Genomic DNA, 23929 nt, shown 5'->3' on the forward strand with positions numbered 1-23929 from the left:
AAACAAACCTCACCCGTGCTGGCCCTGTTCCTCCAGCGCCACCGGCCATTTACGGAAGATCAGCAGCGACCAGATAAGCGCCACCAGCGCAGGGATCGCCCCCAGATAGCCAATCGCCGACATCGACACGTGCAGGCTAATCTGATTTCCCAGCAGCGCGCCCGCCCCAATCCCCAGATTGAAAATTCCCGAGAAGAGCGACATCGCGACGTCCGTGGCATCCGGTGCCAGCGCCAGCACTTTCACCTGCATGCCCAGACCGATAATCATGATTGCTACGCCCCAGAACAGGCTGAGGATCGCCAGATGGCTTTCGCTGCCCGCGGCAGGCATCAACAACAGCAGGCACGCCAGCAGCAGGCCAATGGCGCTGCTCACCAGCGTAGACGCATGCTGGTTGCCGAGCTTACCAAACAAAATACTGCCGATAATGCCCGCGCCGCCCAGAATCAGCAGCAGAATCGTGGCGAAATTGGCGCTAAAGCCCGCCACAACCTGCACAAACGGCTCAATGTAGCTGTAGGCCGTGTAATGGGCGGTTACCACAATCACCGTAAGCAAATAAATGCTCATCAGCGCCGGGCGACGCATCAACAGCGGCAGGCTTTTTAGCGAGCCGGAATGTTCGCTCGGCCATGTTGGCAGTAGCTTGATGAGGCAGACTAGCGTGATCAGCGCCCCCATGCCGATGGCAAAGAAGGTGGTACGCCAGCCGAAGTATTGCCCGACAATGCGGCCAATCGGCAGGCCGAGCACCATCGCCAGCGCGGTACCGGTGGCAATCAGGCTCAGCGCCTGCGCGCGTTTCCCCGCTGGTGCCAGGCGAATAGCGAGCGACGCGGTAATCGACCAGAACACCGCATGGGCAAAGGCAATACCGATGCGGCTAATGACCAGCACCGTAAAATTCCACGCCATGAATGACAGCACATGGCTGGCGATGAAGACCACAAACAGGCCAATCAGCAGCTTTCGCCGCTCCATCTGGCTGGTCAGCAGCATAAACGGCAGCGACATCAGCGCCACCACCCAGGCGTAGATGGTCAACATAATGCCCACCTGCGCCGTCTCCATCTGGAAGCTGTCGGCTATGTCAGACAGCAGCCCAACCGGAACAAATTCAGTGGTATTGAAAATAAACGCAGCGATGGCGAGCGTGACCACACGTAGCCACGCGACCCTGCGGGAAACCGTGTTTGTTGTCATAAAGATGTCTGGGATTGATTAACGATGAGGAGACGATCTTAAAGCTTTAAACGGCGAAAACTCAACCATAATGTGACCTAAATCACAAAATTTACCGTGCCACAGCGGTAGCGGCGGGCGAGGTTTTCCGTGAAGATAAAGAACAACATAACGATAACAGGCGGTAAGTCGATGCAGGAGATTGATTTTTATCTGGTAGATGCGTTTAGTGATACCTCATTTGGTGGCAATCCGGCGGCGGTTTGCCCGCTTAAGGCATGGCTACCGGATGAGACGTTACTCAGCATGGCGCAGCAGCATAACCAGTCCGAAACCGCGTTCTTCGTGTGCAGTAAAGGCGGGATTGAGCTGCGCTGGTTTACCACCTTAACCGAGGTCAATCTCTGCGGACACGCGACGCTTGCCACTGCGTATGTGCTGTTTAACGAGCTGGACTACCCGGATTCGCGCATTCACTTTGAGACCGCCTCGGGCCGCCTGACGGTCAGCCGGGAAGGTGACTGGATAACGCTCGATTTCCCGGCCAGTCCGACGCAGGAATTGACCCCGCCGCCAGAGATGCTCGCCGCGCTGGGGATCAACCGCTACGTTGAGGCCCGAAAGGGACGCGCCTGGGTGGTGGTGCTGGAAAATCGTGAGCAGGTGGAAGCCGTGACGCCAAACTATTCCGCGATGACGCCAGGTGAACACAAGGTTGCCGTCACCGCGCGTGGGGAGGGTGAGTACGATTTCGTCAGCCGCTTCTTCTCACCAGGGGTTGCCGTACCTGAAGATCCTGTCACCGGCTCTGCGCATACGATGCTCATTCCTTACTGGAGTGAAACGCTGGGAAAAACGACGCTGTTTGCGCGCCAGGTTTCGGCCCGTGGCGGTGATGTGCGCTGCGAACTGAAAGGCTCGCGCGTGATGATGAGCGGCCAGGCATCATTATATTTGAAAGGCACAGTATTTCTGCGCTAGAAAAAAAGAGGAAGAGACCATGCAGGAAATTGATTTTTATCTGGTAGATGCCTTCAGCGACAGGGCGTTCGGTGGCAATGCGGCGGCGGTTTGCCCGCTGGAAGAGTGGCTTCCGGATGAGACGCTGCTCAACATGGCGAAGCAGCATAACCAGTCGGAAACGGCCTTCTTCGTGCGTACGGATAACGGCTTTGAGCTGCGCTGGTTTACCACGCTTGATGAAATTAACCTCTGCGGACATGCGACGCTGGCGGCGTCCCACGTCATTTTTGAATATCTCGACTACCCGCATACCGAAATCACCTTCTCGACGCGTTTTGTTGGCGACCTGACGGTGAAGCGCAACGGAGACTGGCTGACGCTCAATTTCCCGGCATGGTCGACGGAGGTTGTCGACAATCCGCCCGCGTTACTCTTTAGCGCGCTGGGCATCAGCGGTGCACAAGAGATCCGCGCAGGGCGCGATTACATGGTAGTGCTGGAAAGCCAGCAGCAGGTGGAAGCCTTAACGCCGGATATCGCGGCAATGATCCCGCTGGATAAAATGGTCTGCGTCACGGCACCGGGGGACTCGTATGACTTTGTCAGCCGCTTCTTCTGTCCGGGCGAAGGCGTGCCGGAAGATCCGGTGACGGGATCGGCGCACAGCATGTTGATTCCGTACTGGAGCGAAAAACTGGGTAAAACGTCACTGAATGCCCGCCAGGTATCAGCCCGTGGCGGGGATCTGCGCTGCGAGTTAAAGGGCGACCGCGTGATGATTGGCGGGCAGGCGACGCTGTATCTGAAAGGACGGATCTTTTTGCGCTAGCTGAGCGATGCGCCGCCGCAGATCGCAATCTCTTGCCCGGTAATGGCGGCGGCCTCTTCGCTCAACAGGAAGTTGACCAACCCGGCGACCTCTTCTGGCCTGATAAGCCTCCCTAACGGCGGACATTTCGGCGGGGAGGTTTCCCGCCCCGGCGAACTGAGCATTGGCGTTTGGGTGGCTCCGGGAGCGACCACGTTCGCGGTAATCCCTCGTGGGGCCAGTTCGGCGGCCCAGCTTCTGATCATCCCAACCATTGCCGCTTTGGTGGCAACATACTGGGAACGTCCGGCTGCGCCGCGTGACGTTCTGCTGCCTATCGCCACCAACCGTCCTCCGGACGCCATGCGGGGTGCGAAGTGGTTAAACAGTACTTCACACGCCTGCACGTGCAACCGCCAGAGCGCGTCACCGGTAGCAGACTCCAGCAGCCCCAGAGGCGCGGCAGCCATCATTCCGGCAGCATGGATCACCGCGTGAGGCGGAGGGAGGGGCTGCAATACGGCCATCAGCGCATCAGGCTTGCTGATATCAAGGCTCAGACTGGTGAAGCTGGGCGTTTCCAGCGTGACGGGGCGTCGGCTCAGTCCGGTCACCTGCCAGCCTTCAGCCAGCAGACGTTTAACGATCGCCTCACCAATGCCCGAGCTGGCTCCGGTAACGACAGCATGGCGCATCTCATACCTCCAGCATCGTGCGGGGAATTTTGAATACCGCTTTGCGCACGGTCATGGGCGACACGGCAGCACACAGCGCCTGATGGGGCTCACCAGGGTAAAAGACGGCAAAATCACCCGCGCCGAGACGGATAGCGACGCTGTGTTCAGCGGTGGAGGCAATAAACAGATCTGGCTTGCGCTCTTCATCACCCGGCCGCCCGATGGGAAGTGCTCCGGCGTGAATATATTCTTCGCCTGCTAACAGAACCTGAATATCTGCCCACTGGTGATGGTACTCCGTGTGCCGCTCGATACGCGGCTGCGTCCTGGCAGGCCCGATATGGCAAAACCATTCGCTATTCTCCGGTTGCCAGCGACCATCCGCGCGCGCCATAAGAGCCGGGAGCGTGCACTCCGGGCGGGAAAGCAGGGCGTATAACGCCGACGGTAGCCCTGCCAGTGGCAGGGCGTTGAGATGCCCAATAATCATATTAGCCCCTTGACCCATTCTGGCGTCACCCGCACGTATTTGATGGCCTGACGGAAGTAGGTGTAAGCGATATGAATATTGCCTTCCGATCCCTGTTTGATGCTGGGATAGGAAAATTCGCGATTGAGTTTTTTCATGGAGTTGTTGGTCATACAGTAACCATCCCCCTCGTCCAGGTTACGCTGCCACGGCCAGCTTTTCCCGCCGTCCGGCGAAATGGCGACGGTCATCGGCGCACGCGGCGCACCCCAGAAGGCAGCACGACCGCGGGTGACGACCGGCTCTTTACGGTCATCACCATCATCAATTTCATCGTAGAGAGACGCCCGGCGCTCAAGCGCACCGGCGGCGCTCATGTGATTGAACACCAGCGCCAGTTCACCGCTCGAAAGCGTCGTTACCTGAATGGAGGAGTTGTTATTGGGTAGCGCCGTCGTCTCCGGTACGGACCAGCTTTCGCCGCCGTCCGTTGACTGGCTGTAATAAATATTGTCCCCCCAGCGGCTGCGGAACAGCGCCACCAGGGTGCCGTTGTGAAGCGGGGTAATATTCATATGCACGCAGCCCAGGCTTTCGGGCACCACAACATCACGCCAGGTTTTTCCGCGATCCTCCGAGATTTTCACCGCGCTGATATCGTCGTTACCTACCCATTTCTCCCCCGGCCGTGTACGGCAGTAAAACACCGGTAGCAGCCAGTTGCCGTTTTCCAGTACCACTATCGGCTGGCGGATAAAGGTGCCCGGTTTATCGAGAAGAGTATCAATCTCGCCCCAGGTTTGGCCCAAATCCAGTGACTGGCGATAGCGCACAATCGCCGTGTCCTGATTGCCGGAAATCTGGGCGGTCCACAGCAGCCACAGCACGTTGTCCGGGGCAAGGAAGAGGACCGGGTTTTGCTCAGAGCGCGTCGCGTCGTCCGAGAGTTTAACCGCATCGCTCCACTGCTGGCTGCCCTGTGTCAGGCGTGAACCCCATACGGAGATATCCGCAATCCCTTCCTGCGTCCCCCCGAACCAGACGCACATCAGCGCGCCATCCGGCAACGGCAGCAGGTTTGCGGCATGGTTTTGTGGGCAAGAGGAAGGCAGCATGGCTGTCTCCATGTGAATGTCCTGCGGGTGCGGACGAACAATCCCGTCGCGGGTTACGGTTACAGACATATCAAACTCCATTATTTTCTGCAGGGGTGGGCGCTTTTGCATTCGCTTTTCCCGGAATGAGCCGCTCTATCACCATGATGACGGCTGGGGTCAGCAGAGCGATATACATATTGTTGATACCAAACGGATCGCCAAGCAGATACCAGACCGACGTGACGACGCAGGCACCAATTAGGCCAGCGTTAGCCCCACGGGTGCTGCGGAAGAACGGGGCGTAAAAGGCGATAACGGCCACCACGGAAATCGACAGGCGAATGGCGCGGGTAAAGAACGAGAGCTTCAGGACTTCAGGCACCAGCAGAACAAAAATCAGCGGCAGGAAGCCAATCAGCAGGGAGATCCAGCGGGTGGCCTTAAATTCCTGCTCAGGCGTCGGGTTGCGCATCGGCACGTAAAAGTCTTTAACCACCAGGGAGGCGATAGCCAGCGCAACGGTACTGACGCTGACGAAAATAGACGCCACCAGAGAGGTGGTGACCAGACCGGCCAGCCACGGGTTCATGTCCTGCAGGAAAATCGGCATCGCATACAGGCTGTTAATCTCCGGGTGCAGGTATTTAGCCGCCACGCCGATTACCGCGATGGCCAGCGCAATCGGCAGACAGAAGAAGAACGCGACCCAGGTTGAACGTTTGGCCGATTTCACGTCTTTGGTGGAGGAGATGGCCTGAATCACAAACTGGGTACAGAAGATGGAACCAATGGTGCCGATGAGCCATGCGAAAATGGTCGACGCGCCGATATTGCCATCCCAGGTCCAGTAGAAGTCCGGCATGTTTTCAACCATTGGCGCGAAGCCGCCCGTCTTAGACAGCGCAAAGCCCATGATGACCAGAATGCCGAAGTATTTCAGCGCACTGTGCAGCACCGTCACCCACGCCACACCCTTCATGCCGCCAAAGGCGAAATAGAAGGTGCTGACGATAGCGGTAATAAACGCCGCAACGGGCAAATTGACCTTCAATACGGTGGAGATGGCCGCCGCACCGCTGACGTAGTTCCCTACGTTAACCAGCAGAAGGGCGTAGATCATGATGATGGAGATAATATTTTTGGTGCTGTTACCGTACTTTTCGGCAATGGCCCCGGAGATGGTGATTTTCCCGGTGTTATAGATGCGCTTGACGAGCAACAGACCAAACAGCGGAAAGCCAATCGCCGCACCGATGACGGACCAGGAGGCCGCAAACCCGTCTTCAAACGCGGCCTGCGCCGTGCCGATAGTGGATTTTGCGCCGATATATTCAGACATGAGCAGGATCCCGACAATAAATGCTGGCATTGCGCGGGAGCCTTCCATGAAATCACCGGAGTTTTTACTGCGGATCCGGAAGGTTAGCCAGGTCGTGAACAGAATGTAGACAATCACTATGCCGACAATGATTAGGGTATCTTCAGCGGTAAAATTATTCATCTTTGCCTCTCTTCAGGGCGAGTGAATCCTGGGCACCTCAGGCACCCGGTATTCTTATTGACGAAACTGACGCCGGTTAATTCAGTGACGCTGTCACTATCTGGCGTATCTGTTGCAGCTGTTGCGCGTTAAACGCCACGGCGTATCGGCTTTCTCCAACGTCTTCTCCCATAATCTGCAGCGCTTTTTTGACTGCAGCGGGGGAAAACGCGACGCTGTATAACTCCGTGCGAAGCTGGGTGACGCTTTCCTGAGCCCGGCGGGAACCGTCGATGTCACCAGCATTAAAGCGTGACCAGATGGCGTTAATGGCCGCCGGTGCCACGTTCGCCAGTCCGGAAATACAGGCGGAGCAGCCATCGACAACGCCCTGATGGATCAGCGAATCGGGGCCGTTCAGCACGTCGAATCCGTCAATGTCTTTCACCGCATTGAGGAATCCGCTCAGGCTCTCGTAACTACCGGCACTGTCTTTAATACCGATAATATTGGGATGCTCCGCCAGCGCGCGAGCGGTGTCTGGCTCAATGGTGTTACCGGTTCTCGCTGGAATGTTGTAGAGATAAATCGGCACGCTCAGCGCATCGGCAATAGCCGTATAGTGCGTGATTAGCTCGTCTTGCTTTAGGGGAACAAAGTAAGGGGTAATGACCGATACGGCATCCACACCCAGTGAGGCGATCTGTTTGCCAAGACGGATGGTCTGATGGGTAGATATTTCTCCTGCATGGGCCACAACGGGCGCGCGTCCCGCCACGGTTTCAACGCAGTGCCGGGTGACGGCAATTTTTTCTTCTTCGCTTAGCACGAAAAACTCGCCGTTGGTCCCACAGCAAAAGATGCCATTACCGGCATCCAGCTGACGCGCGATCTGCCGTGTGAGTCCCGGTAAGTTCCGGTCGCCGTCCGCGTCAAAGGGGGTGACGATAGCCGTCAGTACGCCCTTTATGGTGTTACGCATTTCTCACTCCTTCGATATTAATGTTGGGGAAACAGTGTCCGATAGATTGCCTGCACCTCGTCACGGTCTGGCTGACAGGGGGCATTATTCATTAAGCGTTTAACGTTAAGCGCGGCCTCACTGAGGGAAGCAATGTCTTCTCGCGGTACGCCCAGCGTCTCAAGGTTATCCGGCAGGTTGAGACGGCGAACCAGCGCCGCAAAGTACGTCACCAGCGCGTGGGATTTGTCCTCGTCCGACAGGGTGGTATCCGCGCCGGGCACGAGATCCCAGACCTGAGCAAACTTTGTCACCGCATGGGGGCGCACTACGCGCATGCACGGTGCCAGCAGAATGGCGTTAGCCACGCCGTGCGGCAGGTGATATTTCCCCCCGAGAGGATAGGAAAGGGCGTGAACCAGGTGCGTGCCTGCATGCGCAATGGCAACCCCGCCGTAGTAAGACGCCCACAGCATCTCCAGCTTCGCCAGCAGATTACCCGGTTCGGCGCAGGCTGTTTCAATGTTGTTCAGCAGCTTAGACAGTCCCGTCAGCGCGGCGTTATCGCTGACCGGGTTGGCAACCGTTGACGTGAAACACTCAATCAGGTGGCACAACGCATCAATACCCGTCGACGAGGCGATGTGCGCGGGCATGCTGGTAGTGAGTTCAGGCAGGAGCGCAACGTAATCCGGCAGCAGCACGGGGGAGATGATCCCCACTTTCGTATTCTGTTCCGGTATCGCCAGAATTGCGTTTGGCGTGGCTTCGGAGCCAGTACCGGCCGTAGCGGGGATCAGCAAGGAGGAAATCCGCGCTGCGGGTTTTGTCCCGGCTAGCAGGGTATCCAGCCCCGGGGACTGAGGATGACACAGTACGGAGAGTAACTTTGCGACGTCCAGCACGCTGCCGCCCCCGATCCCCACGATCAAATCGAACTTGCAAGACGTTAACCCGCCGAGCACCTGGCTGACATCGTGGTGCGAAGGTTCCGGCGGCACGTTATCAATAATCGTGATGCTGCGATTGTCCTCTTCAAGAAGGGTCCGGATCTGCTTTGCTGCCTCCAGACGTGAAATATTGCCGTCTGTGACCAGTAAAATGTGCGCTTTACCGTGAAGCAGCGGTCTGATGGCGGGAATAGCGCCAGCGCCGCTGATAATTGTGCTGTTGATGGTTACCACATTCTTCTCCTGTCCAGGTGGTCATGATTGATTTCGCTCAAATGAGATCAGTTATGGTCATCGTGTGGCTAAATTTATAATTTATTCGCAAACTGATTAACTTGATCTTGCTCACATATAATCAGTCATGATTGAATATAATCATTAACAGGATGAACGGACCCGGAGTGGGGATGAAAAAAAACAATCTATACAGAGAGGTGGTGGTCGTCGCAGATGACTTTACCGGCGCAAACGATGCGGGCGTCAGCCTGGCGCTTCGCGGGAAAAAGGTCTGCGTGGCGTTCCAGACAGTTTCTACTGAACCCACTGATGCGCTGGTTATCAATACCGAATCACGGGCGCTGGGGGCATCAGAGGCGGCTGAAAAAATTGCGCGGCTCGGGGTGGATGTCGTGAACGCGCGGTGGCTGATTAAAAAGGTTGATTCCACGCTGCGCGGGAACGTGGGCGCTGAAACCGCAGCCCTTCAGGCACTGAGCGGTAAACGGCAGATCGTCATTGCGCCAGCGTATCCCGCAGCCGGGCGCATTACGCGGCACGGCCAGTGTCTGGTTAACGGTATCCCGGTAAATGAAACCGAATTTGCCAGCGACCCGAAAACGCCGGTGCCTTCTGCTGACATTGTTGATCTCTTCTTCGGACTGGCGGGCAAATCCGTGACCGTACACGACCTGGAAACTGCGCTGGCGCAAGGGGATGGCGTGCTGATTGTGGATGCAGAGACGGAGGGTGAGCTGGATGCCGTTATTGCCGCCGCGCTGACCTGCGAGCAGACGCCGCTGCTGGTGGGATCGGCCGGGTTGTGCGATGCGCTGGCGCGCCATCTTGCGCCGGTCCGGCGCAAACAGCTGCTGGCCGTCGTTGGCTCGATGAGTGAAATCGCGCAGCGTCAGATTGCGTTTGCGCTTAACGCACCTGGCGTGTCGCGGGTGTTCATTGATGTTAACGACATGCTTAACGGCACAACGGCAGACGCATTCATCCGAATAATTCAGGCGCTTCAGGCGGGTCATCACTGCATTGTGCAGACCTGTTCGGATCGGGAGTCCCGACATCGCGTTGAGGATATTTGCAGCCAACATCGAATGACCCGCGCGGCGCTGGGTGAAAAGATTTGTACTTATCTGGGAACGCTGACCCGCGAAGTGCTGGAAAAGCAGGCACCGGATGCGCTGTACGTTTCAGGTGGCGATGTGGCGATGGCCGTTGCCAGCGCGCTTGAGGCACAAGGTTTTGAGATTACGGGACGTATTGCACATTGCGTACCTTACGGCAGATTTATGGGTTGTGCCTGGCATCGGCCGGTGATGACCAAAGCAGGGGGCTTCGGAAAGGAAGAGACGCTGCGTGAGGTTTTGCATTTTATCGAGGAGAGAATGAGTGACTAATATTATTGCTGTAACCATGGGTGACCCGGCGGGTATTGGCCCGGAAATTATCATCAAATCCCTTACTGACGGCGAGTTATCGGGTTCACCTGTTGTCGTGGTGGGCTGCGCCCGTACGCTACAGCGGGTGCTTAAGCAAGGGATCACCGCGCAAGCCGATATGCGTGTGATTGAGAAAGTCAGCGATGCGCAGTTCGCGCCAGGTGTGATTAACGTGCTGGACGAACCGCTGGCGGATCCTGATGGGTTAAAGCCGGGGGTTGTTCAGGCTCAGGCCGGGGATCTGGCTTATCGCTGTGTGAAGCGAGCCACCGAACTGGCGATGGCGGGTGAGGTAAAGGCAATTGCAACGGCGCCACTCAATAAAGAGGCTCTGCATCTGGCCGGACATCACTATCCGGGCCACACGGAACTGCTGGCACATCTGACCGACAGCAGAGATTACGCCATGGTGTTGTATACCGATCAACTCAAGGTGATTCACATCACCACCCACATCGCGCTGCGCAAATTCCTTGATACGCTCAGTCAGGATCGGGTAAAAACCGTGATCGGTATTGCCGATACCTTCCTGAAGCGTGTGGGAATCGATCATCCGCGCATTGCAGTTGCAGGTGTGAACCCGCATGCGGGTGAGAACGGCCTGTTTGGTGATGAAGAGATCAAGATTGTCGGCCCCGCCGTCGAGGCGATGAAAGCGCAGGGGCTAAACGTCACAGGACCCTGTCCGCCGGATCCGGTATTTATGCAATGCCACGAAGGAATGTATGACATGGTCGTTGCGATGTATCACGATCAGGGGCATATTCCGTTAAAATTACTCGGCTTCTATGACGGGGTGAATATCACCGCCGGGTTGCCGTTTATCCGTACCTCTGCAGACCACGGCACCGCGTTCGATATTGCGTGGACCGGCAAAGCGAAGTCTGAGAGCATGACGGTGTCTATACAGTTGGCTATGCAAATTACACGGGAATGATATGAAGGGATATAACCGGTTAGAGCAGATAATGGATTACCTGAAAGGGCATAATCTGGTGACGGTGGATCAGCTGGTGGCAATCACGGATGCCTCACCGGCGACCATCCGCCGCGACCTGATTAAGCTCGACCAGGAGGGCGTCATTAGCCGTACCCACGGCGGCGTTACCCTTAACCGGTTTATTCCTTCCCAGCCCACGACGCACGAAAAAATGCAGAGGAGTCTGGCGGAGAAACATGCTATTGCCAGTGTGGCGGCCAGCTTTGTTAAGGCGGGAGATGCCGTCGTGCTGGATGCGGGCACCACGATGATTGAACTCGCGCGTCAACTGACGCCCCTGCCGCTGCGCGTCATTACCAGCGACCTGCATATTGCGCTGTTTCTCTCGGAATTTAGGCAAATCGAAGTGACGATTATTGGTGGACGTATCGACGATTCGAGCCAGTCGTGCATCGGTGAACACGGGCGTCGCTTGCTGCAAAACGTATGGCCGGACGTGGCTTTCGTCAGCTGTAACGGCTGGGATATGACCCGAGGGATCACCTCGCCAACGGAAGAGAAGGCGGCATTAAAACGCGATTTGATCGCCAACGCTAAGCGCCGCGTACTGCTGGCAGACAGTTCAAAGTACGGCGCCTGGTCACTGTTTAACGTGGCACATCTGCATACTCTGACGGATATCGTCACGGACAGCAGGCTGGATGAGACGACACAGGCCGAGCTGAGGGCGCTTGATGTCCAACTGACGCTGGCCTCATGACATAAGTTAATACTATGTAGCCCCCTGGCAGGTCTGCGCTATGTTAAAAGAAAAATAGCAAGGAGCCTGCCATGTATTCCATCACCTCTGAGTCTGCCCGTCATCCCGACATCCTTAATCTGATCGCGGCCCTTGACCGCTATCAGAGCGAACTTTACCCCGCCGAAAGCAACCACCTGCTCGATTTGGCTAATCTGCCGGACGCGTCGCTCATTTTAATGATTATTCGCGACCAACAGCTCAATGCCGTAGGGTGTGGCGCCGTGGTGCTGAACGGTGACGGGACGGGAGAGATGAAGCGGGTGTATATCGACCCGACGCATCGGGGACAACATCTTGGGGAAAAGCTGCTGGCCGCCCTTGAAGATGAAGCCCTGAGCCGGGAATGCCATACCGTCCGGCTTGAGACGGGGATCAAACAGCATGCCGCTATCCGCCTGTATCAGCAGTGCGGATACGAACTGCGTCCGGCGTTTGCCCCGTACGTCGAAGACCCGCTGAGCCTGTTTATGGAGAAGGCGCTGGTGGTTGACGTTCGTTTAGCAGCGCTATAAAGGCTTCAAGCTGACGGGTCATTGCCCCGCGTCGCCACACCAGCCAGGTGGTGAGCCAGCGCCAGTTTTCCACCAGCGGCCACGCTGCAACCTGATGGTGCCCCGGCATGCTCTCCAGCATGGATCGGGGCATTAATGCGATGCCGGCCCCGGCAATCACGCAGGCGAGCATGCCGTGATACGACTCCATCTCATGAATACGCCCCGGCGTAGCTCTGTCGGCGTGAAACCAGCTTTCCAGATGTCGGCGATAGGAGCAGTTCGCGCGAAAAGCGTAAACATCGCTGCCGCTGACCTGGGTGGCTTTTGAGACTTCAGCATGCCCGGCGGGCGTCACCAGCATCATCTCTTCCCGATAAACCGGCATCCCTTCCAGCTCCGGATGGGATAGCGGCCCGTCGACAAATGCGGCGCTCAGGGTACCTTCCAGTACCCCATCAATCATCGTCCCGGATGGCCCGGTGGACAGTGCAAACTGAATGCGCGGATAGCGCTGGTTAAACTGCGCCAGGCTCTCCGGGATGCGCACGGCGGCGGTGCTCTCCAGCGCGCCGAGGGCAAACAGCCCCTGCGGTTCGTCCCCGGCCACGACCATCCGCGCCTCGTCTACCAGCGCCAGGATCTGCCTGCTGTAGCGCAGAAAATTATGCCCGGCTGGCGATAAGCGCAAACGCTGGTTCTCGCGGATAAACAGCTCCACGCCGAGATCCGCTTCAAGCTGGCGGATGCGGGTGGTCAGGTTCGACGGCACGCGATGCACCTTCTGCGCCGCCTGGGTGATGCTGCCGGTTAGCGCGACGGCGTTAAACATTTCAAGCTGAGTTAAGTCCATAGCGTTCTCGATTCGTGAATAAGGTGGTCAGTATTATTCATTTTTAAGAAATAGCAGAGTGGGCCACAATGAATCAACTGTTATTGCGAGGAGAACATCATGACCCTTTCATCTGCTACTCATGCACGCTCTGTTAACCCGGCGACGGGCGAAACCCTGGCCACGTATCCCTGGGCGACAGCCGACGATGTAGAACGCGCCATTTCCCAGGCCGATACGGGCTTTCGCCAGTGGCGTCGCGAAAGCGTTTCCCATCGCGCGCAGAAGCTGCGCGATCTGGGCGCGGCTTTGCGTAACCGGGGTGAAGAGATGGCGCGGATGATGTCCCGCGAAATGGGTAAACCCATTCTGCAGGCGCGCGGCGAGGTGGCTAAATCTGCCAGCCTGTGCGACTGGTATGCCGAACATGGCCCGGCAATGCTGAATGCTGAACCCACGCTGGTCGAGGATCACAACGCTGTCATCGAGTACCGTCCGCTGGGACCGATTCTGGCGGTAATGCCGTGGAACTTCCCGCTCTGGCAGGTGCTGCGCGGCGCGGTTCCCATTCTGCTGGCGGGGAACAGCTACCTGCTGAAGCACGCCCCGAACGTGCTCGGCTCCGCGGATCTGATTGCGCAGATTTTTGCCGATGCCGGTTTTCCTCAGGGCGTATTTGGCTGGGTAAACGCCACCAACGACGGCGTCAGCCAGGCCATTAACGACCGCCGTATCGCTGCGATTACCGTCACTGGCAGCGTGCGTGCCGGGGCGGCAATTGGCGCTCAGGCGGGCGCGGCGCTTAAAAAATGCGTGCTGGAGCTGGGCGGTTCCGACCCCTTTATCGTCCTGAACGATGCCGATCTGGATCTGGCGGTGAAAGCCGCAGTGGCGGGGCGTTATCAAAATACCGGACAGGTTTGCGCGGCGGCGAAGCGTTTTATCGTGGAACAGGGGGTGGCTGATGCCTTTACCCAACGCTTTGTCGACGCGGTTGCGGCGCTGAAGATGGGCTCGCCGGAGACGGAAGAGAACTATCTTGGCCCGATGGCGCGCTTCGATCTGCGTGATGAACTGGATCAGCAGGTGCAGGCCACCCTGGCAGAAGGGGCGACCCTTCTGCTGGGCGGAGAGAAACTGGCTGGTGAGGGTAACTACTATGCGCCAACCGTGCTCGGCAACGTCAACCCGAACATGACCGCGTTCCGCCAGGAGCTGTTTGGCCCGGTGGCGGCGATTACGATCGCCAGGGATGCGGAGCATGCTTTAGCGCTGGCTAACGACAGTGACTTTGGTCTGTCTGCCACGGTCTTTACCGCAAACGACGCGCTGGCGGAGACATTCTCTCGCGAGCTGGAGTGCGGCGGGGTGTTTATCAATGGCTACAGCGCCAGCGATGCCCGCGTGGCTTTTGGCGGCGTGAAGAAGAGCGGCTTCGGTCGTGAGCTTTCACATTTCGGTTTGCATGAGTTCTGTAACGTGCAGACGGTCTGGAAGGATCGCGTGTAATTTATCGCCCATCTGTGATTACGGCCCTCATTACGAGGGCCGTTGTCATGTATCTGCAATGGTTCTGTCATTTTCGTTTCGTAGACTCGCTCGCGTCTAACGTATTGTTACAGAAGAAAATTATGAACCTAACGCAAATTTTTCGCCGTATTGCGCAGCGCGTCATCCCCCGTCAATTTGGTCTGCTGGCCGGCATTTTTTGTATTATTGGGCTTTTCTCCACACTGCAACTCTCCTCCACGCTTCTGCTCACCGCCTCTCTGAAAGAGGCCCAGCGCAACGAACAGCATAACCAGCTGGCGTATCAGCAGCAGGGCAAGCTGGATCAGGCGCGCGTTTCCCTGCTGGCCGCAAGCGATTTGCTTAACCGCTCCGGCGTCTGGTTTATGCAGGATAAGGAGACCGGCTCGGAAGGGAGCTGGCACAGTCTGATGGACGAGGCGCAAAAGGCGCTGGACGACTCTCATCAGGCATGGACGGCGTGGCTGGCACTCCATCCGGCGAAAGACGAGGCGCTGGTGAACAGCTACCAGCTTTTCTACGGTGCCATTAAAGAGCAGGCGGAAGGGCTGATTAAAACGAACGCCATTGATGCCTTTTTTGCTGTTCCCGCCCAGGCGTTTCAGACCGACTTTAATGATAACTATGCGCGTTACCAGCAGCTGAGCGAGAAACAGGCCCTGCAAGGGCGGCAGACGCTGGTGTCGCAGCTTTCAGGCCTGCAAACGCTATTCCTGTTTGCGCCCGTCGTTCTGCTGGTGATTGCCATTCTGGTGTGGTTCGGGATGGCGAAGTGGGTTATTACGCCGCTGCGTCGGTTGATTGCACATATCAACCAGCTATCTGCGGGGGATCTGTCCGGTACACCGCCAGGTGTAGCCTGCTTCAACCGGGAGATGGGTCAGCTCAGCGGCAGTGTTAATACCCTGCAGCATGGGCTACTGCAGCTGGTATCGCAGGTCAGCCACGCCACGACCTCGATGGTCGAGAACATTGGCTCCCTGGCGCAGGGGAATCAGAAGCTGTATCAGCAGTCTGTACGTCAGGCGAAAGAGCTTGAGGATGTCACGGCGAATATCGCCGCGCTGGAAACGCATGTTGAAGGCAATACCGGCTATGCGAAACTGGCCAGCGCCCGCGCAGATGAGGCGCGTCAGGCTGCGGCAGGCGGCGACCAGATGATGTCAACGGTGAATGCCTCCATGCAGGCGATCGTTGACCGATCCTCTGAGATGCGCGGGATCGTAGCGATGATCGACAGCGTGGCGTTCCAGACCAATATTCTTGCCCTGAACGCGGCCATTGAAGCGGCACATGCGGGCAATCAGGGACGCGGTTTCGCCGTGGTCGCCCGCGAGGTGGGGCTGCTGGCCCGCAAAAGCAGTCATTCTACGCAGACCATTCAGGCGCTGATCAATCACTCTTTGCAGGGGATTCATGATGGCTCAAAAGCGGTTAACCGGCTGGAAGATAACCTGCAGCAGGTTATCGGGCTGGTGGCGAATTTAAGCAGCCTGCTGAATGACATCTCAGACGCCACGCTGAGCCAGGGGGAGAGTATTCATCAGATGACTCGCCAGCTTCACGCCCTGAATCAGGTATCGCGGCAGACGGATGCGCTGGTGTCTGACGCGTCGGATGCCTCTGCGCGTTTGCATCAGGAGTCCGATAATTTGCTGGAAGCCGTCTCGCGTTTTCGTCTTCCTGCCTGACGCAATATATCAGCCTCTGTTATACTCGCAGCCCGTTTTAGCCTGAGGGCAAGGAGCAAAGTGTGGCTGCGGTTATCCATAATGAGATGCTGGACGAAATTCTGGCGCAGGTCCGACCGTTAATCGGAAAGGGGAAGGTTGCCGACTATATTCCGGCGCTGGCCTCGGTCAGCGGTAATAAGCTGGGTATCGCCATATGCACGGTAGACGGACAGCGTTTCCAGGCCGGTGATGCGACCGAGCGATTCTCGATTCAGTCCATCTCAAAGGTGCTGAGCCTGGTGGCGGCAATGCGTCAGTATGAAGAAGACGAGCTCTGGCAACGTGTGGGGAAAGATCCCTCCGGCCAGCCGTTTAACTCGCTGCTGCAGCTTGAAATGGAACAGGGTAAACCGCGTAATCCTTTTATCAATGCCGGGGCGCTGGTGGTGTGCGATATGCTGCAAAGCCGCCTCAGCGCGCCTCGTCAGCGAATGCTCGAAATCGTGCGCCAGCTTTCTGGCGTGCAGAGCATTGCCTACGATCCGGTGGTCGCGCGCTCGGAGTTTGAGCACTCGGCGCGCAATGCGGCGATAGCCTGGCTGATGAAATCCTTTGGCAATTTCCACAACGATGTGGCGACGGTTCTGCAAAACTACTTCCATTACTGTGCGCTTGAAATGAACTGTGTTGAACTGGCGCAAACGTTCCTGTTCCTTGCGCATCAGGGGCATGCACCGCATCTCGATCAGGAGGTGGTATCGCCGATGCAGGCCCGTCAGGTGAACGCCCTGATGGCAACCAGCGGGATGTACCAGAATGCCGGTGAGTTCGCCTGGCGTGTCGGCTTACCGGCAAAATCCGGCGTGGGCGGCGGGGTTGTGGCCATCGTTCCCCACGAGATGGCGATTGCCGTCTGGAGTCCGGAACTCGATGAAACGGGAAATTCACTGGCAGGTGTGGCGGTACTGGAACGATTGACCCAACGGCTGGGGCGCTCGGTTTACTGATGTCGAACCTGGATCCGTTATTTGCGCGCCTGTCGCGTTCGACGTTTCGGTCGCGCTTTCGACTGGGGCCGAAAGAGCGGCAATACTGTTGGGAAAAAGGGGCTGAGACCATCGATCGCCATGCGGCGGATTTTGTTGTTCAGCGCCTTGCCCCGGCTCATCCCGCGAATGACGGTAAGCAAACGCCAATGCGTGGACATCCGGTGTTTATTGCTCAGCACGCCACTGCCACGTGCTGTCGTGGCTGCCTGGCAAAATGGCACAGCATTCCGCAGGATGTCGAGCTTACGGCGCAGCAGCAGCACTATATCGTCACCGTGATCCATCACTGGCTGGTCATACAAATGAATGCATGACGCAGACGTAGAATTATCCTGTTGTTCATCCCCATGCAGGGAGAAAGCGGCCTTGATATATATGATTAAAAGATAAATTGCTTGCTAGGTATTTTTAAGCTCAATAAGATACCGCAAGAAACATATCGGAAAAATCTTAGTATGAATGCCACTGACAAACTTAGTCCCAAGCCTCGCTTACCTGGTCGTCGGTTTGTCAAACGTATGTATCTCATGCGTTTACTTGGCACATTTCTCTGTTTTATTCCTGTTCTGTCCGTATTGATTGAACACCATCGCTCGGTCTGGCTGATGATCCTGCTAGGGGCGAATGCCTTTATTTGGCCAACGGTGGCCTGGCTGCGGGCGCGTCGTTCACCGACGCCCCTGGCGACCGAGCACCAGCACCTGGTGCTGGATGCAGGTGCAGGGGGCTTTTGGATCGCGATGATCGCGGTTAATCCGCTTACGTCAGTCGTGATTGCGACCATTTTGCTTTCAGACAGGCTTTCTGCAGGCGGTATTACGCTGCTGAAAAAGGCCGCCGCTCTGATGCTGGGCGTATTCCTGGTGACCTGGCTGACGCAGGGGATGGAGGTAGACGGGTTTGTTTCCCAGCGGACAATGTTTGCCACCTTACCGCTGATCGCCATCTACATGCTGGCCATGAGCATGCTGACTGACAGTATTGCGCAGCGTTTACGGATAAAAAGCCGCGAGCTGGAGCGGATCGCCATGATGGATCCGCTGCTGGATATCGCCAACCGTCGTCTGCTGGAAAAACGCATCGATCATGAACTGAATAAACTTCGTCAGACGTGCCGTGAATCTACTTTGATGTTTATTGATATCGACAACTTTAAAGAGGTAAATGACCGCTTTGGCCATAAGGTGGGCGACGCGATGCTGGCAACGGTATCGAAGATCCTGCATCTGGCCACGCGCCCGACAGATACCCCAGCGCGTCTGGGGGGCGATGAATTTGTCATTTTGCTCCCGGATACCAGCGTGGATGAGGCCCAGATTGTGGCTACCCGCATTATGGACGCGGCGGCAGTAATGAAGGATGTGGCGCAAGAGGCCGTGCATTGCACCCTCAGTATCGGTATCGCCTGCGCAACGCGAGACACAAGCAGCGTGGCCGACTGGCTGCAGGCCGCCGATAGTGCCCTTTACCATGCCAAGCGTGAAGGCAAGAACAGAATATTCGCACACTGACAATGTCTCTGTTTAAGCTACGCTTTTAATAACGCAAAGCGTCAGGAGACGTTATGAAAGCACCTGTAACCCCCGCTAATGAAACAGAACGCCTGAACTCGCTGCGCGAGTCTGGCCTTCTTGAAATCGACAATTCCGTGGCATTTGACCGGCTGACGCGTCTGGCTAAACGTTTTTTCCAGGTGCCGCTGGCGATGGTCAATCTCATTGATGAACATTCACTTATTGTGAAATCCGCCGACGGACAGGCACCTGACACCGTTCCGCGCAATCTCTCTTTTTGTGGTCACACGATCCTCAGCGAAGCGCCGCTGGTGGTGAGTGATATGCTTCAGGACGACCGTTTTGCCGATAATCCGCTGGTGGCAGGGGACCCAAGGGTTCGCTTCTACGCGGGTTTTCCGCTGCGCTTGCGTGACGGGGCGAGCGTTGGGTCTCTGTGCCTAATCGATTTCGCGCCACGTGAATTTTCCGCGGCGGATCTCGCCGTACTCGGGGACCTGGGCGCGCTGGCGGAAGATGAATTTGCCGCAGTCAGCGCGGCAACCACCGACGAACTCACCGGTTTATACAATCGCCGCGGCTTTAACCAGTTTGTTCGTTTCACCCTCTCTGTCGCCAGACGTCGGGCGGAGCCGCTAACCCTGGGATGGCTGGATCTCGATCGTTTTAAAGAGATCAACGATCGTTATGGCCACGAGGAGGGCGACAAGGCATTGCAAGCGATGGCTTCCCTCATGAAGGCCTCTTTCCGCGAGGCCGATCTGCTGGTTCGCTTTGGGGGTGACGAATTCGCGGTGCTGTTTGCCGATACGGATGAGCAGGGCGCCTGGATCGCCATGCAGTATTTGATCGAACAGGTAGAGAGCTATAACGCGCGTCAACTGCACCCCTGGTCGCTGCATTTCTCCTGGGGCTTGAGTGAGTTCGACCATAACAGCAACGATATTCAGCAGTGGCTTAAAAATGCCGATCGGAAAATGTATTCCATGAAACAGCAGAGGCATACTGAGAGATAACGAAATCCTATGTATTAGGTTATTGCGTTACGGAAATGTTAATAGCAATCTGGAGAGATTCATTAAAAGGACAAAACATGAACTCTCCACTGCATATTAAAACCCTCTCCCGGGACGACATTCTGTCCCACATCGATGCGCTGGCCGATATCCTCGAAAACTGTGTTAACGGCGGCGCATCCGTCAGCTTTATGCTGCCTTTTAGTCACGACAAAGCGCGCACGTTCTGGCGCGGGATTGCTGAAAGCGTTGGCCGTCATGAGCGTACCGTACTGGCGTGCGTTGATGAGCAGGACGGCATTATTGGAACGGTACAGCTCATCACCGATCAGCCGGAAAATCAGCCGCACCGCGCGGATGTCGCAAAACTGCTGGTTCACGAAAAGGCCCGCCGTAAAGGGGCGGCAATGGCGCTGATGGAGACCCTTGAGGTGATGGCGCGCGAAAAAGGGCTATCGGTTCTGGTACTGGATACCTCCACCGGTAGCGGCGCGGAGAGCTTTTACCAGCGGGCGGGCTGGCAAAAAGTGGGAGAGATCCCGCGCTATGCCTTGATGCCTGATGGCGAGATGACCGCAACATCCATTTTCTATAAATTCTTATGATTATTTTTCACAATTGCCTGATGAGTTGATCCAAACAGGGGTTCTGGTCTGAAAGGTTTGATAAGTTATTACACCAATATTATCAGGCTGTATGACTAATCGAAAAGGACCCCAATGTGAACACACTCAACCGACGTGATTTCCCCGGTGCTCTCTACCCTGAACGTATCATTCAGTTTGGCGAAGGTAACTTCTTACGTGCGTTCGTTGACTGGCAAATCGACCTGTTAAACGAGCATACCGATCTTAATGCCGGTGTGGTGATTGTTCGCCCGATCCAGAGCGATTTCCCGCCATCGCTCAGCACCCAGGATGGTTTGTACACCACCATCATTCGGGGTCTGAATGAGAAGGGCGAGGCGGTAAGCGATGCGCGTCTTATCCGCTCCGTTAACCGTGAAATCAGCGTCTACGATCAATATGATGAGTTTTTGACGCTGGCCCACAACCCCGATATGCGTTTTGTCTTTTCGAACACCACGGAAGCCGGTATCAGCTATCACGCCGCTGACAAATTCGACGATGCCCCGGCGGTAAGCTATCCGGCGAAACTGACGCGACTGCTGTTTGAGCGCTTTAGCCACTTTAACGGCGCAGCGGACAAAGGCTGGATTATCATTCCGTGCGAGCTTATTGACTACAACGGTGAAGCACTCCGCGAACTGGTGCTGCGCTATGCGCGGGAGTGGGCGTTGCCGCAGGCGTTTGTCCAGTGGCTGAATGACGCCAATAGCTTCTGCTCTACGCTGGTTGACCGTATCGTTACCGGTTATCCGCGTGATGAAGTGGCATCGCTGGAAGCTCAGCTTGGCTATCACGATGGATTTATCGATACCGCTGAACATTTCTATCTGTTCGTGATTCAGGGGCCAAAATCACTTGCCGCCGAGCTGCGTCTGGATAAATTCCCGCTGAACGTGCTCATCGTTGATGACATTAAGCCGTACAAAGAGCGCAAAGTGGCTATCCTGAACGGGTCGCACACCGCGCTGGTACCGGTAGCCTTCCAGGCTGGTCTGGATACGGTTGGTGAAGCGATGAACGATGCTGAGATTTGTGCGTTCGTCGAAAAAGCGATTTACGAGGAAATTATTCCTGTGTTGGATTTGCCGCGCGAAGAGCTGGAGTCGTTCGCCAGTGCGGTGACGGGCCGTTTCCGTAATCCTTACATCAAGCATCAGCTGCTGTCGATTGCCCTGAACGGGATGACCAAATACCGCACGCGTATCCTGCCGCAGCTGCTGGCGGGGCAGGAGGCGACGGGTCAATTACCCGCGCGTCTGACGTTTGCGCTGGCCGCGTTGATTGCGTTTTACCGGGGTGAACGTCATGGCGAACGCTATCCGGTACAGGATGATGCGCACTGGTTGACCCGCTATCAGCAACTCTGGGCACAGCACCACGATAAGCAGATCTATACCCGTTCACTGGTGGAAGCGGTGCTGAGTGAAAGCAATCACTGGGAGCAGGATTTGACGCAGGTGAAGGGATTGGTAGAACAAGTTACGTTAGATCTTGATGCCATCCTTCATCAGGGGATGCGTGAAGCGGTAAAACCACTTTGCTAACACGGTTACCCGGCTTCGGTCGGGTATGTTTACGATCTTATTTAGTTACAACATACTATTTACTCCGTTTTTAAAAACGGCTTCAACTCCGTGCGGTTTAGGCTAATCAGTGGAGAAAATGCAATGTTCCATTAACATGCTTGCAACCGTGAGGGGGATCACGTTTAATAGCCTCGCTCTTTTCCTTTCTGACACTGACTATGATTGTTCGTCCTAAACAGCACTGGCTACAACTGATATTTGTCTGGCACGGTTCGGTTCTGCCGAAAATCTACACCCGCTTGTTGCTCAACTTCCTGCTTTCCATCGCCGTCATCCTGATGCTGCCGTGGTATACCTCGCTTGGCATCAAATTTACCGTCGCACCGTTTAGCATTCTTGGCGTGGCGATCGCGATCTTTCTCGGTTTCAGAAACAACGCCTGTTATTCGCGCTACGTTGAGGCTCGCCAGCTCTGGGGGCAACTGATGATAGCGGCGCGCTCGCTGTTTCGCGAGGTAAAAAACACCTTACCCGACGATAAACATCTGGGTGAGTTTGTGCGCCTGCAAATTGCCTTTGCCAACTGTTTACGCATGACGCTGCGCCGGGAAACAAACGCAGAACAGCTTTCACCTTATCTGGCGGCAGAGGATTTACGTAAAGTGATGGACGCCAACTCTCCGGCGAACCGTATTCTACTGATCATGGGGGAGTGGCTTGCCGTACGGCGTCGTAACGGGCAGCTGTCAGATATCCTGTTCCACAGTCTGAATAACCGTCTGAACGATATGTCGATTGTCCTGTCCGGCTGCGAGCGCATTGCGACAACACCGGTGCCGTTTGCGTACACCCTGATTTTGCACCGCACGGTGTATCTGTTCTGCATCATGCTGCCGTTTGCACTGGTTGTGGATCTGCACTACATGACGCCGTTCGTCTCCGCGTTGATTTCCTATACCTTTATCTCCCTGGATACGCTGGCGGAAGAGCTCGAAGATCCGTTTGGCACCGAAGATAACGATCTGCCGCTGGACGCCATCTGCAACATGATGGAACGCGATCTGCTGCAGATGAACGATGAAGAGAACATTCCGGAAAGGTTGTTCCCGGATAAACACTATCAGCTGACCTGACGGGCATTCCACTCGTCACGGGTGATCTCCCATAACTCGGAATCCAGCATTCCGCTGACGTAGGCTTTCTTTTCCGTTCTGATTAACCGCATGCCGCTGCTGTCTGAAATACGTCGGGAGCGGCTATTGGCGGCAGCCTTCGGGGCGCGTAGAACGGGTTTGTTGAGCGTGTTAAACCAATAATCCGTCGCGGCAATGCTGGCTTCGCGCATAAACCCTTTCCCCTGAAACTCCGGCGCCAGCCAGAACCCTCGGTTGTTATCCTCGACGTCGTAGAGGCAGATAATTCCCATGAGCCGATCCGGCGCTTCACGACGGCGGATACTCCAGAACCAGGCAATCCCTTTTTCCATATCCGGCAGCGCCACGTTGTTGACATAGCTTTCCGCACCGTTTTCCGGGTAGGGCCAGGGCACCGAAGAAACCATATAGCGTACGATTTCCCAGCGCGGATACAGTTGTTGAATCTGGACGGCATCTTCAGCAACCAGCGGTTTCAGCAGCAGGCGTTCTGTCGCAAGCGTCGGTATCGTCATC

At 56.2% G+C, this 23929-nt stretch carries 24 protein-coding genes; 15 read left to right on the forward strand and 9 right to left on the reverse strand.

Annotated elements, in window-relative coordinates; genetic code table 11:
• Window positions 1-9: 9 nt before the first annotated feature.
• A complete protein-coding gene (locus ENTMO_RS0112135; protein ID WP_010431106.1) occupies window positions 10-1206 on the reverse strand; it encodes a sugar transporter in 1197 nt (398 codons plus the stop codon).
• A gap of 171 nt (window positions 1207-1377) precedes the next feature.
• On the opposite strand from ENTMO_RS0112135, the gene ENTMO_RS0112140 reads away from it, so the two are divergent.
• Together ENTMO_RS0112140 and ENTMO_RS0112145 are read left to right on the forward strand one after the other, a co-directional pair.
• Window positions 1378-2166: a PhzF family phenazine biosynthesis protein gene (locus tag ENTMO_RS0112140; RefSeq protein ID WP_010431108.1), complete on the forward strand. Its 789-nt coding sequence runs from the start codon at window positions 1378-1380 to the stop codon at window positions 2164-2166.
• 19 nt (window positions 2167-2185) lie between these two features.
• On the forward strand, window positions 2186-2977 hold the full coding sequence (locus ENTMO_RS0112145) for a PhzF family phenazine biosynthesis protein (RefSeq protein WP_010431110.1): 792 nt from the start codon (window positions 2186-2188) through the stop codon (window positions 2975-2977).
• Here the strand turns inward: ENTMO_RS0112145 and ENTMO_RS0112150 are convergent.
• From ENTMO_RS0112150 to ENTMO_RS0112175, 6 genes are all read right to left on the reverse strand, one after another.
• Window positions 2974-3651, reverse strand: a complete 678-nt coding sequence (locus tag ENTMO_RS0112150; protein ID WP_010431113.1) for an SDR family NAD(P)-dependent oxidoreductase — start codon at window positions 3649-3651, stop codon at window positions 2974-2976. The two genes, ENTMO_RS0112145 and ENTMO_RS0112150, sit on opposite strands and share 4 nt — an antisense overlap.
• A 1-nt stretch (window position 3652) precedes the next feature.
• Window positions 3653-4123, reverse strand: coding sequence for a YhcH/YjgK/YiaL family protein (locus ENTMO_RS0112155; protein ID WP_010431115.1), 471 nt, complete (start codon window positions 4121-4123; stop codon window positions 3653-3655).
• Window positions 4120-5286 carry a sialidase family protein gene (locus ENTMO_RS0112160; protein WP_010431117.1) on the reverse strand — a complete coding sequence of 389 codons (1167 nt, stop codon included), beginning with the start codon at window positions 5284-5286 and terminating at the stop codon, window positions 4120-4122. The genes ENTMO_RS0112155 and ENTMO_RS0112160 overlap by 4 nt, the downstream gene beginning before the upstream one ends.
• A gap of 1 nt (window position 5287) precedes the next feature.
• Complete coding sequence (locus tag ENTMO_RS0112165; protein WP_010431119.1) at window positions 5288-6700, reverse strand: sodium:solute symporter family protein; 1413 nt, start codon at window positions 6698-6700, stop codon at window positions 5288-5290.
• Window positions 6701-6776: 76 nt separating this feature from the next.
• A complete protein-coding gene (locus ENTMO_RS0112170) occupies window positions 6777-7661 on the reverse strand; it encodes a dihydrodipicolinate synthase family protein (protein ID WP_010431120.1) in 885 nt (294 codons plus the stop codon).
• 17 nt (window positions 7662-7678) lie between these two features.
• Window positions 7679-8824: an iron-containing alcohol dehydrogenase gene (locus tag ENTMO_RS0112175; RefSeq protein WP_010431121.1), complete on the reverse strand. Its 1146-nt coding sequence runs from the start codon at window positions 8822-8824 to the stop codon at window positions 7679-7681.
• A gap of 173 nt (window positions 8825-8997) precedes the next feature.
• On the opposite strand from ENTMO_RS0112175, the gene dtnK reads away from it, so the two are divergent.
• The 4 genes from dtnK to ENTMO_RS0112195 all read left to right on the forward strand — a co-directional run bounded on the left by dtnK (window position 8998) and on the right by ENTMO_RS0112195 (window position 12511).
• Window positions 8998-10215, forward strand: coding sequence for a D-threonate kinase (gene dtnK / locus ENTMO_RS0112180; protein WP_010431122.1), 1218 nt, complete (start codon window positions 8998-9000; stop codon window positions 10213-10215).
• Window positions 10208-11194 carry a D-threonate 4-phosphate dehydrogenase gene (locus ENTMO_RS0112185; protein ID WP_010431123.1) on the forward strand — a complete coding sequence of 329 codons (987 nt, stop codon included), beginning with the start codon at window positions 10208-10210 and terminating at the stop codon, window positions 11192-11194. Before dtnK ends, ENTMO_RS0112185 begins: the two co-directional genes overlap by 8 nt.
• A gap of 1 nt (window position 11195) precedes the next feature.
• Window positions 11196-11957 carry a DeoR/GlpR family DNA-binding transcription regulator gene (locus ENTMO_RS0112190; protein WP_010431125.1) on the forward strand — a complete coding sequence of 254 codons (762 nt, stop codon included), beginning with the start codon at window positions 11196-11198 and terminating at the stop codon, window positions 11955-11957.
• Window positions 11958-12028: 71 nt separating this feature from the next.
• Complete coding sequence (locus ENTMO_RS0112195) at window positions 12029-12511, forward strand: GNAT family N-acetyltransferase (protein WP_010431126.1); 483 nt, start codon at window positions 12029-12031, stop codon at window positions 12509-12511.
• Here the strand turns inward: ENTMO_RS0112195 and ptrR are convergent.
• Window positions 12465-13343, reverse strand: coding sequence for a putrescine utilization regulator PtrR (gene ptrR, locus ENTMO_RS0112200; RefSeq protein WP_010431127.1), 879 nt, complete (start codon window positions 13341-13343; stop codon window positions 12465-12467). The genes ENTMO_RS0112195 and ptrR overlap by 47 nt on opposite strands.
• 99 nt (window positions 13344-13442) lie before the next feature.
• On the opposite strand from ptrR, the gene sad reads away from it, so the two are divergent.
• The 9 genes from sad to ENTMO_RS0112245 all read left to right on the forward strand — a co-directional run bounded on the left by sad (window position 13443) and on the right by ENTMO_RS0112245 (window position 23392).
• Window positions 13443-14831 (forward strand): succinate-semialdehyde dehydrogenase, encoded by a 1389-nt coding sequence (gene sad / locus ENTMO_RS0112205; protein ID WP_010431128.1) that lies wholly within the window; start codon window positions 13443-13445, stop codon window positions 14829-14831.
• A gap of 122 nt (window positions 14832-14953) precedes the next feature.
• Entirely contained in the window at window positions 14954-16543 is a 1590-nt protein-coding gene (locus ENTMO_RS0112210; protein WP_029485078.1) for a methyl-accepting chemotaxis protein, read from the forward strand.
• A 62-nt stretch (window positions 16544-16605) separates the two neighbouring features.
• Complete coding sequence (gene glsB, locus ENTMO_RS0112215; protein ID WP_010431130.1) at window positions 16606-17532, forward strand: glutaminase B; 927 nt, start codon at window positions 16606-16608, stop codon at window positions 17530-17532.
• Window positions 17532-17888, forward strand: a complete 357-nt coding sequence (locus tag ENTMO_RS0112220; RefSeq protein WP_010431133.1) for a DUF4186 domain-containing protein — start codon at window positions 17532-17534, stop codon at window positions 17886-17888. Before glsB ends, ENTMO_RS0112220 begins: the two co-directional genes overlap by 1 nt.
• Window positions 17889-18092: 204 nt before the next feature.
• Window positions 18093-19085, forward strand: coding sequence for a sensor domain-containing diguanylate cyclase (locus tag ENTMO_RS0112225; RefSeq protein WP_029485079.1), 993 nt, complete (start codon window positions 18093-18095; stop codon window positions 19083-19085).
• 53 nt (window positions 19086-19138) lie between these two features.
• Window positions 19139-20104 carry a sensor domain-containing diguanylate cyclase gene (locus tag ENTMO_RS0112230; RefSeq protein ID WP_010431137.1) on the forward strand — a complete coding sequence of 322 codons (966 nt, stop codon included), beginning with the start codon at window positions 19139-19141 and terminating at the stop codon, window positions 20102-20104.
• A 77-nt stretch (window positions 20105-20181) separates the two neighbouring features.
• Window positions 20182-20709 (forward strand): GNAT family N-acetyltransferase, encoded by a 528-nt coding sequence (locus tag ENTMO_RS0112235; protein ID WP_010431138.1) that lies wholly within the window; start codon window positions 20182-20184, stop codon window positions 20707-20709.
• Between the two features lie 116 nt (window positions 20710-20825).
• Complete coding sequence (locus ENTMO_RS0112240) at window positions 20826-22277, forward strand: tagaturonate reductase (RefSeq protein WP_010431142.1); 1452 nt, start codon at window positions 20826-20828, stop codon at window positions 22275-22277.
• Window positions 22278-22477: 200 nt separating this feature from the next.
• Window positions 22478-23392 (forward strand): bestrophin family protein, encoded by a 915-nt coding sequence (locus tag ENTMO_RS0112245; protein WP_010431145.1) that lies wholly within the window; start codon window positions 22478-22480, stop codon window positions 23390-23392.
• Here ENTMO_RS0112245 and ENTMO_RS0112250 read toward each other — a convergent pair.
• Window positions 23380-23928, reverse strand: a complete 549-nt coding sequence (locus tag ENTMO_RS0112250) for a GNAT family N-acetyltransferase (protein ID WP_010431148.1) — start codon at window positions 23926-23928, stop codon at window positions 23380-23382. The genes ENTMO_RS0112245 and ENTMO_RS0112250 overlap by 13 nt on opposite strands.
• Window position 23929 lies beyond the last annotated feature (1 nt).

This window comes from Enterobacter mori LMG 25706, assembly GCF_000211415.1.
GTDB lineage: Bacteria > Pseudomonadota > Gammaproteobacteria > Enterobacterales > Enterobacteriaceae > Enterobacter > Enterobacter mori.